Raw genomic sequence first — 9,580 nt, forward strand, 5'->3', positions numbered from 1 at the left:
TCACGGAGCCCAACCGCCGCTGAGCCCCCCCGCGCTACAGCACCGCGTGGTCATCGCGGTGCACGGCCTCATCCAGGGAGCGGTAGCCGAGCACCGACTCGATATCGGTGCTCTTGAGCCCGGCGATGCGCCGCAGCTCCCCGTCCTCATAGGCACTGAGCCCCCGGGCGAACGCCTGCCCCTGCTCGTCCACGAGGTCCACGGGGTCTCCCCGTTCGAAGTCCCCCTCCACCGAGCGGATGCCCGAGGGCAGCAGGCTGCGCTTGCCGACGACGATGGCATCGCGGGCACCCGCGTCCACGAGGAGCCGTCCCTTGGGCTTGAGCGCGTGGGCGATCCACGCCGTGCGCGCGCTGCGCCGGGAGCCGGTGGTCTCGAAGAGCGTCCCCAGGGTCTCGCCGGACAGCACGGAGCGCAGGCGGCCGGGCACGGCACCGGAGGTGATGAGGCAGCGGACGCCGAGCTCGGTGACGCGGGCGGCGGCGCGAACCTTGGTGGCCATGCCGCCGGTGCCCACCTGCGAGCCGGAGCCGCCGGCCAGGGCGAGCAGCACGGGCGTCACGGCATCCACCTGGGGAAGCAGCCGGGCCTCCGGGTCCTTGCGAGGGTCGGCGGTGTAGAGCCCTTCCACGTCGGAGAGGATGATGAGCGCGTCGGCCTCGACCACGCCGGCCACGAGGGCGGCCAGGGTGTCGTTGTCGCCGAACTTCAGCTCGTCCACGGAGACGGTGTCGTTCTCGTTGATGATGGGCACCACGCCGGCCTCGATGAGGCGCTCCAGCGCATGCTTCACGTTGATGTAGCGCCGCCGGTCCTGCATGTCCCCATGGGTGAGGAGCACCTGGGCCACGCGCCGGTCCTCCTTGCCGAAGGTCTCCTCGTACGCCTGCATGAGGCGACTCTGGCCCACCGCTGCGCACGCCTGCTTGCCGGGAATGTCCTTGGGGCGCGCATGCAGCCCCAGCCGCTCCACGCCCAGGGCGATGGCGCCGCTGGACACCACCACCAGCTCCCGCCCCTGGGCCGCCCACAGCAGGTCCTCCCCCAGCGCCTCGAAGTGGGCCCGGTTGAAGCGCCCCGTGGCGTTCGTCAGGGCGTTGGTTCCAATCTTCACCACCACGCGCCGAGCGGCGCGGACCGCGTCACGTCCGGAAAGGTTCACGCTCCAACGCTATGACGGAACACCACGCCGTGGGTGCTTGTTGTACGAGGTCGGGCATTTGGCAACCCGGAGATGAATCCGGGCCTGAAGGCACCTATCCTCCTGGTTAAGGGAGTAGACGACGGCGGAGCGCGGACGCCTTCCACCCGCGCGGGAGAAGGACACTTTTGAAGGAAATCTACGGCAACACTCTTGGACTCAAGGCAAGCGAGCAGAGCCGGCTGCGCAATACCTACCGGCGTCGCGTCTCTCCGCATGAGATCATCTCCGCGGAACTCGCCCGCCACCTCACCGAGCTGTCGAGGGAGCTGAACCGTCAGGTCGGCGTCCTCGTCAACCGCAAGGGAGACATCGAGTACGTGGTGGTGGGCAACGCCCACAAGCTGGAGCTGCCGGACATCGGCCGCGCCCGCGCCGGACAGGTGCGTCTGCGTGGTCTGCGTCTGGTGCACACCCACCTCAAGAGCGAGCCGCTCACCAAGGACGACCTGACGGACCTCGCGCTGCTGCGCCTGGACCTGGTGGCCGCGGTGGGCGTGAGCTCCAGCGGTCTGCCCGGAATCGTGCATTACGCCCACCTCGTGCCCGAGAACGGCACCGGGGAGTTCTGGCAGGTCTCCACCCTGCCCAACGTCCATGATGACCAGCCGGACATGCTGGCCACCCTGGAGGCGTTGGAGCAGGAGCTCAGCCGCAAGGCCGCCGCTCGCACCGTGTCCGGTGGCGAGAAGGCCATCCTCGTGGCCGTGTGCCTGGACGGAAACCGGGCCCTCGCCGAGGCCAGCCTCGAGGAGCTCAAGGAGCTGGCGCGCACCGCCGGCGTCCAGGTCATCGACAGCGTGCTCCAGATGCGCCGCGAGGCCGACCCGCGCTACCTCATCGGTCGCGGCAAGCTGGAAGACCTCAACCTGCGCTCCATGCAGGCCATGGCGGACGTCCTCATCTTCGACAAGGACCTCACCCCCTCGCAGGGCCGCCACATCAGCGAGGCCACCAGCCTCAAGGTCATCGACCGCAGCCAGCTCATCCTCGACATCTTCGCCCAGCGGGCGCAGAGCGCCGAGGGCAAGCTCCAGGTCGAGCTGGCCCAGCTCAAGTACCGCCTGCCGCGGCTCGTGCAGAGCGACACCTCGCTCAGCCGTCTGGCCGGTGGTATCGGCGGGCGAGGCCCCGGCGAGACGAAGCTCGAGATCGACCGTCGCCGCGCGCGCGAGCGCATCAACAACCTGGAGAAGCGCATCGACTCGCTCTCGCGTGAGCGCGAGGTGCGCCGGGCCCAGCGCAACCGCCGCGACCTGCCCGTCATCTCCATCGTGGGGTACACCAACGCGGGCAAGTCCACGCTCCTCAACGCCATCACCGGCTCCGAGGTGCTGGCGGAGAACAAGCTCTTCGCCACGTTGGACCCGACCAGCCGCCGGCTGCGCTTCCCCCAGGAGCGCGAGGTCATCATCACCGACACGGTGGGCTTCATCCGGGACCTGCCCAAGGACCTGGTGGCCGCCTTCCGTGCCACGCTCGAGGAGCTGTACGACGCGGACCTGCTGCTGCACGTGGTGGACGCGGGCGACCCGTCGCGCGACGAGCAGGTGCAGGCCGTCGAGAACATCCTCGAATCGCTGGGCCTCATGGAGAAGCCCCGCCTGATGGTGTGGAACAAGGCGGACCTGCTGTCCCAGGAGGAGGTGGAGTCGCTGCTGCGCACCAGCGGCGGCGTGGCCATCAGCGCCGCCCAGCGCGAGGGCCTGTCCACCCTGCTGGTCAAGGCGGACACCACCCTCTTCGCCGAGGGCGCCTCGCGCAACCTCGGCGTGGTCGCCGATGAGGCCTCGCTCCCCCTGGAGCTGGCTGGCGTGGACGACTCGGAGGAGCTCGAGGAGCTCGCCGAGGAAGCCTCGCAGACCCTCGGCGTGGGGTAGGCAAGCCCGAGGCCTGGGTTGCGGGCCGGCACCGGGGCACTCTACAGTCCCGGTGCCGTGCTCATGCCGCTCCCCCTGCCCATCCTGCCCGCCCTGCTCGCGCAGCTCTCCTTTCTCGGCCTCGACTCGGGCTCCGAGAACTATTTCGAGCTGCTCGAGCGCAACAGCCACATCATCTACCCCTCCCTGGGCCTGATGGTGCTCGGCCTGGTGGCGCTCGCCATCTTCCAGACCGCCAAGGCCCAGGAGCTCGATGGCGCCACCCGCAACGAGCTCAAGCGGCGCATCGTCGAGGAGCTGCGGCGCTACCCCGCCGGTCTCCAGACGCCGGAGCTGGCGAGCGCGATGGGCGTGGAGCGCGGCAAGCTGGTGCGCCTGCTCAACCAGATGCAGGACGACGGCGTGCTCATCTCGCACGTCACCACCCAGCGCCACACCGTCTGGCGGGTGAAGGGCATCGGCGGCCGCGCGGCCTGAACGCCGCCCGGCCCCTCCTTCACACCAGCTCGGACTTGGGCTGGCGCGTCATCAGCTCCACCACCGCCGCGCGGGCGCTCTTGCCCTCGTAGGCGATGGCGTACACCTGCTCGCAGATGGGCAGCTCCACGCCCAGCTTGCGCGCCAGGTCGCGCGCGCTCTTCGCCGTCTTCACGCCCTCGGCCACCTGCTTCATGTCGCCGAGGATCTCCTTGAGCGGGCGGCCCCGGCCCAGCTCCATGCCCACGTGCCGGTTGCGGCTCAGCTCGCCGGTGCAGGTGAGCACCAGGTCTCCCATGCCGGACAGACCCGAGAGCGTGAGGGGGTTGCCGCCCTTGCGCACCGCCAGACGGGTAATCTCCGCCAGGCCGCGGGTGATGATGGCGGCGCGGGCGTTGTGGCCCATGCCCAGCCCGTCCGCCATGCCGGCGGCGATGGCGATGACGTTCTTCAGCGCGCCACCGTACTGCACCCCCACCACGTCATTGGACGTGTAGGAGCGGAACGTCTCCGTCTGGAGCGCCTTCTGGCAGCGCACGGCCACCTTCTCCCAGTGCGAGGCGATGGTGACGACGGTGGGCATGCGCTGGGCCAGCTCCTTGGCGAAGCTGGGCCCCGAGAGGACGGCCACGTAGGGGTGGTACTGCTCGGGCAGGCAGTCCTCGAGCAGCTCCGTCATGGTGAGGAGCGTCTCGTTCTCGATGCCCTTGGCCACCGTGACGAGGGGGGCGTGCAGGGGCAGGTACGGCAGGGCCTGGGCCACCACCTCGCGCGTGGCGTGGCTGGGGGTGGCCAGCACCACCAGCTCCGCGCCCTCCAGCGCCTCCTTCAGGCTCGTCGTGGCCTGGACGCGCGAGGAGATGGGGATGCCGGGCAGGTAGGTGGAATTCTCGTGGCGGGAGTTGATGGCGTCGGCGAGCGCGGCATCCCGACCCCACAAGCCCACCTGCTCGCAATTCACGGCGAGCACGTTGGCGAGAGCGGTACCAAAGGAGCCGGAGCCGATGACACTGGCGCGCATGGAAGACATCTCCAGACAGGGAGGGGGACGCGCAGCTTAGTCCACCAGCGGGCAGGCCGCACTTCCCGTGGCCACCTGGGGGGTGGAACGGTCTACCATCCGCGCCCTCGCGCGGGGTGTGCGCACAGGAGGAATCCAGGGATGAGGGCAGGCAGGGGCGCGGGAGTGGTGCTGGCACTGGCGCTCGGCGCATGCCGCTCGCGCGACGCGGGGACGGCGGACGCGGGCGTGCTGCCTCCCCAGAGTGCCCTCACCTGCGAGGCGCTCCTCCCCCTCGAGGTGCGCGAGGCCCTCGCGGGCTTCACCTTCCGGGAGGAGCGGCCCTGCCCCACCTGCGGGCCGCTGTGCACCTTCCACTCGGCGGAGCAGAAGGGCGTCACCGTCTCCATCGCCTACGACTGCCGCAAGCGCTTCGAGGGCGCCGATGTGCGGGAGCTGCTCGCCCCCACCCTGCGCGCCGGAGGCGTGGAGGTGCCCGCGCTGGGCAAGGCCGCCGCCCGCCGCGAGCCCGTGCCGGGCATGCTCCAGGTCGTCACCTGGGATGACGACACGCCCTGTGGCCTCATCGTCACCTGGCTGGGCGGGGACAAGGAGCGCGCGCTCGACATCGCCCGTATGACGCTCTTCGCCACCAATGGCGAGCGCCTCGCCCAGGCCGCCACACCCCCGGACGCCGGCCAGCCCTGAGGCGGTTACCGGGCCTGGAGCGGGCCAGCGTCTTCCGCGGCCTTCTCGCGCCCGAGCACGACGAAGGACATCACCCCCGTCGCCGCGGCGCACGCGCCCATCACCACCGCCATGGAGAACATGGAGCCATCGTTGAGGAGCCCCACGAGCGACGCGGCCGCGGCCGACGTGGCGAACTGGGCGGAGCCGAGGATGGCGGACGCCACCCCCGCCCGGGAGCCATGCTCCTCCAGGGCCAGGGCGGCCATGTTCGGCCCGATGAAGCCGAGACTCGCGAGGAAGAGGAACAAGGGAAGCACGAGGGTGAGGACGCTCCCGACCCCGGTCAACGCCAGCCCCAGGAGGACGGTCCCCATCGCGGCCGAGAAGAGCGCCGCCGTGTTGGCGATTCGCGCGGGCGAGTAACGGGAGAGCAGCCGCCGGTTGAGCTGGGAGGCGGCGATGAGCCCCATGGCGTTCATCCCGAAGAGCCAGGCGAAGCGCTCCGGCGAGATGTGGTGGAGTTCCATGAAAACGAAGGGCGCGCCGGAGATGTAGGCGAACATGCCCGACTGCGAGAAACCGCCCGCGAGCGTGGCGGCGATGAAACCCCGGTCCTTGAAGAGGGCACGGAGGTTGGAGCCGAAGGAGACGGGACTCCCCGCGGGCCCGGAGCCGGGCGCCGCTCGCGGAATCGCCACCACCGAGAGCACCAGGACGATGCCGCCGATGAGCGCGAGCAGCCCGAAGATGGCCCGCCACCCGGCGAACACCAGCACCCAGCCCCCCAGCATCGGCGCGAGGATGGGCGCCGCGCCCATGATGAGCATGAGCAGGGAGAGCACCCGGGCGACCTCCCGGCCCTGGTAGAGGTCGCGGACGATGGCCCGCGCGATGACCACTCCGCACGCCCCACCCAGGGCCTGGAGGAACCGGAGCGCGATGAGCCAGTGGATGCTCGGCGCGAACGCACAGGCGGCGGACGCGAGGACGTAGAGCACGATGCCCGCGAAGAGGGGGCGTCGACGTCCGAACCGGTCCGACAGGGGGCCATAGACCAACTGCCCGACGCCCAGCCCCGCCATGAACGCCGCCAGCGTGAGCTGGGCCGCGGTGGCGGTCGTCCCGAGCTCTCCCTGGAGCGTGGGGAGGCTCGGCAGGTACATGTCGATGGAGAGGGGGGCGAAGGCCGTCAGCGCCCCCAGCACGAACGTCAACAGGGCTTTCATTCGAGACTCTCTAACGGTCGGCCCCAGGTAGACCAACGCCCTCGGCGTGGAAACACTGTTTCGCCAGGAGAACAATCATGGGCGCATCCCTGGATGATCTCGTGGCGATGACCGTGTTCGCGCGCGTCGTGGAGGCCAACTCGTTCTCGGGCGCGGCGGCCCGGCTCGGCATTTCCAAATCGGCGGTGAGCACCCGCATCACCGCGCTCGAACGCCGGCTCGGTGTGCGACTCCTCCAGCGGACGACGCGTCGCCTGTCCATTACCCATGAAGGCGCCCGCCTCTATGAGCGCTGTGCCCACCTGCTCTCGGTGGCGGACGAGGCCTCCGACCTCCTCGGCCATGTCGGCACCCTGCCGGAGGGCACCGTCCGCGTCGCCGCCCCCGTTGGCGTCGCCCTGCACCCCCTCGCCTCCATGCTCAAGGAGTTCGCGGAGCGCTACCCTCGGGTGCAGGTCGACCTGTCCGTGTCCGACCGGCAGGTGGACCTGCTCGCGGAAGGTTTCGACGTGGCATTGCGCATCCTCGCCCATCCCCAGGAGCGCTCACTCATCGAGCGCCGGCTCGGCACCGAGCGACTGCTCATCTGCGGCGCTCCCGACTACTTCGCCCGGCACACCCCGCCTCGGGTTCCTCACGACCTGGTGCACCACAACGTCCTGCGCATGAAGAACAGCAAGTGGCTCTTCCGGATGGAGGAGGGCCCCGTCATCGTCCCCACCTCGGGCACGCTCGTCGTGGACGACATCGCCGTGCTGCGCGAGGCGGCTCTCGAGGGCGTGGGGCTGGCACGGCTGCCCCGCTCGCTCGTGGACGTGGACCTGCGCGAGGGACGGCTCCGCACCGTCCTCGACGCCTACGCGCCCGAAGCGCTCGTCATCTCCCTCGTCTACCTCCAGCGCAAGCACCTGCCCCACAGGGTCCGCGTGTTCATCGATTTCATGACCGAGCACTTCCGCAAGCTGTTCCGGGGGGAGTAAAGGAGAAGGGCCGTGCCACGCTCCCAGTCGTCCATCATCCTCAGCTTCCGGCGCACCTTCGCGCTGCTCATCGTCCTGGTGGTGCTCCCCTCGGCTGGACTCTCCGGCTTCGGAGTGGTGGCCATCATCAACGAGCGCGCCGCGGTGGAGAAGCGGCTGGAGGCCGCCTGGCAGGGCACGTTGGAGGCCCTCTCCATGGAGCTGCCCGCCGCGCTGCGCTCCGCGAGGTTCGAGCAGGTGAACGGTGAGACCCGACTGGTGGGCCCTGGGGGACACGTCCTCTCCACGCACTCCTTCCACGTGGAGGGTCCGCAGGTGCGGACACGCGACACGGAGCTCGCCTCCGCCCTCGAGGCGGTGGAGTCCTCGTCCGAGGACTTCCCCTTCGGCACCTCCCTCTTCTCCCTCATGGTGGGCGGGCGCGCCGCGCTCATCGCCGCCGAGCGCCAGGGCAACCAGGTCCATGGGGTGCGACTGTCCCAGGAGGCCGTGGAGGCCCTGCTCGCCGAGCGCGCCGAGCGCTGGGTGACGTCCAGCGAGCCCGTGCGCTTCGCCCTCCTGCCCCGCCACGAGACCACGGGAGAGGGGCTCATGGGCAAGCTCGTCTCGGAGGTGGCACAGGCCCGGGCCAGCGCGCTCGGGACGCCGGTGCTCGCCGAGCGGATGTTGAACCCACCGCTCCAGGACTTCCGGCTGGGCGTGCTCGCCACGGGCGAGGACCCCGTGGCCCGGGCCTCCACCCGCAACCGCGTGGTGTACGCGGTGCTGCTCGCCCTCTTCTACCTCACGCTCACCTTCGGCGTGGTGTACACGGGCCGCGTGCTGTACCGCGAGGCCAAGCTGTCGCGCATGAAGACGGACTTCGTGTCGCTGGTGAGCCACGAGCTGCGCACCCCCGTCACCTCCATCCGCATGTTCATCGAAACGCTCGCCCTGGGCCGCGTGAAGGACCCGGCGCAGATACAGGAGGTGCTCCAGCTCCTCACCCGCGAGACGGAACGGCTGAGCACGCTCATCGACCGGGTGCTGGACTGGTCTCGCATCGAGAGCGGGCGCAAGGAGTACCACCGGGTAGTCCAGCCGGTGTCCGTGGTGGTGGAGATGGCCGTGGCCGCCTTCCGCGCCCAGCGGCTGGAAGGCGACCTGCGGCTCACCGTGGACGTGCCCGAGGGCCTGCCTCCGGTGCAGGTGGACCGGGACGCCATCGCCGGGGCACTGCTCAACCTGCTTCAGAATGCCTACAAGTACAGCGGCGCCGACAAGCGCATCGCCCTCACCGTCCAGGCTGGGGGAAGATGGGTGGACCTCTCGGTGGAGGACCATGGAGTGGGCATCTCGCCGCGGGACCGCAAACGCATCTTCGAGCGCTTCTACCGGGTGGACAACCTGCTCACCCGCCGCACCGAGGGCAGTGGGTTGGGGCTCGCCATCGCCCGGCGCATCGTGGAGGCACACGGCGGCTACATCACCCTCAAGAGCGAGCTGGGCAAGGGCAGCCGCTTCACCATCCAGCTGCCCGTGGAGAAGGTCTGAGTGAGCCCGTTGGAAGTGACAAGAGAAGGCCCGAGACCCCGGGCCCACTGGCTCCTGGCCGGAGTTCTGGGGCTGAGCGCCTGCGCGGGAGTGCCCGGCCGGGAAGTCCCCAGCCACCATGCCCTGGACTCGGTGAGCGCGCAGTGCGTGCGAGACCCCGTGTCTTGCGTCCTGCTGCACGGAAAGACGATCGCCATCGGGGCCGTATTGACGGTGGGGGCGGGCGCCTCGACGGCAGTAGCACTGAAGGTGCTGGATGACAGGGCGCGGCTCTCCCTCAAGAAGGAAATGGAGGAGTGCGCGGATCGGGCACGCACGGACGTTTTGCTCCAGCATGGAGGCGTATTCGCGAGCCCGGTGCCCAGCCCCGCTGAGTGCAAGCGCCTGACAGTGGATGCGCAGGGCCGGAGCGTCACGTGGGCCATCCGGCTGGGATTGGAGATGCACGAGGCCGCCTTGCGGTGCGCCCAGATGAAGCTGGAGGAGATTCGTCCAGGAGGGTTCAGCCTCGAGCCTCGCTATCGCTTCAATCGGGAGACGAAGGAGAAGGAGTTGATAAGTCCTGAGGAAAAGGCTGCCCTGCTACGCCAGGG

The 9,580-nt window shown here is 69.8% G+C and carries 8 protein-coding genes and 1 pseudogene; 6 read left to right on the forward strand and 3 right to left on the reverse strand.

Translation table 11 applies throughout. From position 1 onward, the window contains the following. Positions 1 to 34 precede the first annotated feature (34 nt). Positions 35 to 1,162 (reverse strand): glutamate 5-kinase, encoded by a 1,128-nt coding sequence (proB, locus tag VF794_RS39145; protein ID WP_331118718.1) that lies wholly within the window; start codon positions 1,160 to 1,162, stop codon positions 35 to 37. 167 nt (positions 1,163 to 1,329) lie between these two features. Here proB and hflX point away from each other — a divergent pair, with 167 nt between their 5' ends. Beyond that, the gene (gene hflX, locus VF794_RS39150; protein ID WP_331118720.1) at positions 1,330 to 3,081 is read left to right on the forward strand and encodes a GTPase HflX; all 1,752 of its coding nucleotides are present in this window, start codon (positions 1,330 to 1,332) and stop codon (positions 3,079 to 3,081) included. Between the two features lie 63 nt (positions 3,082 to 3,144). Next, entirely contained in the window at positions 3,145 to 3,558 is a 414-nt protein-coding gene (locus VF794_RS39155; RefSeq protein ID WP_331118722.1) for a hypothetical protein, read from the forward strand. 19 nt (positions 3,559 to 3,577) lie between these two features. Here the strand turns inward: VF794_RS39155 and VF794_RS39160 are convergent, their stop codons facing one another. After that, positions 3,578 to 4,579 carry an NAD(P)H-dependent glycerol-3-phosphate dehydrogenase gene (locus VF794_RS39160; RefSeq protein ID WP_331118724.1) on the reverse strand — a complete coding sequence of 334 codons (1,002 nt, stop codon included), beginning with the start codon at positions 4,577 to 4,579 and terminating at the stop codon, positions 3,578 to 3,580. Positions 4,580 to 4,720: 141 nt separating this feature from the next. On the opposite strand from VF794_RS39160, the gene VF794_RS39165 reads away from it, so the two are divergent. Then, positions 4,721 to 5,266 carry a hypothetical protein gene (locus VF794_RS39165; protein WP_331118726.1) on the forward strand — a complete coding sequence of 182 codons (546 nt, stop codon included), beginning with the start codon at positions 4,721 to 4,723 and terminating at the stop codon, positions 5,264 to 5,266. A 5-nt stretch (positions 5,267 to 5,271) separates the two neighbouring features. Here VF794_RS39165 and VF794_RS39170 read toward each other — a convergent pair whose 3' ends face one another. Then, a complete protein-coding gene (locus VF794_RS39170; protein ID WP_331118728.1) occupies positions 5,272 to 6,474 on the reverse strand; it encodes a multidrug effflux MFS transporter in 1,203 nt (400 codons plus the stop codon). 77 nt (positions 6,475 to 6,551) lie between these two features. Between VF794_RS39170 and VF794_RS39175 the strand changes: the two genes are divergently transcribed. From VF794_RS39175 to VF794_RS39185, 3 genes and pseudogenes are all read left to right on the forward strand, one after another. After that, a complete protein-coding gene (locus tag VF794_RS39175) occupies positions 6,552 to 7,454 on the forward strand; it encodes a LysR family transcriptional regulator (protein ID WP_331118730.1) in 903 nt (300 codons plus the stop codon). A 12-nt stretch (positions 7,455 to 7,466) separates the two neighbouring features. Beyond that, on the forward strand, positions 7,467 to 8,987 hold the full coding sequence (locus tag VF794_RS39180; RefSeq protein ID WP_331118732.1) for a HAMP domain-containing sensor histidine kinase: 1,521 nt from the start codon (positions 7,467 to 7,469) through the stop codon (positions 8,985 to 8,987). A 159-nt stretch (positions 8,988 to 9,146) separates the two neighbouring features. Beyond that, positions 9,147 to 9,580 (forward strand): annotated as a pseudogene (locus tag VF794_RS39185) (hypothetical protein); the annotation flags it as partial.

Source organism: Archangium sp. (genome assembly GCF_036389735.1).
In the GTDB taxonomy this organism is placed as follows: domain Bacteria; phylum Myxococcota; class Myxococcia; order Myxococcales; family Myxococcaceae; genus Archangium.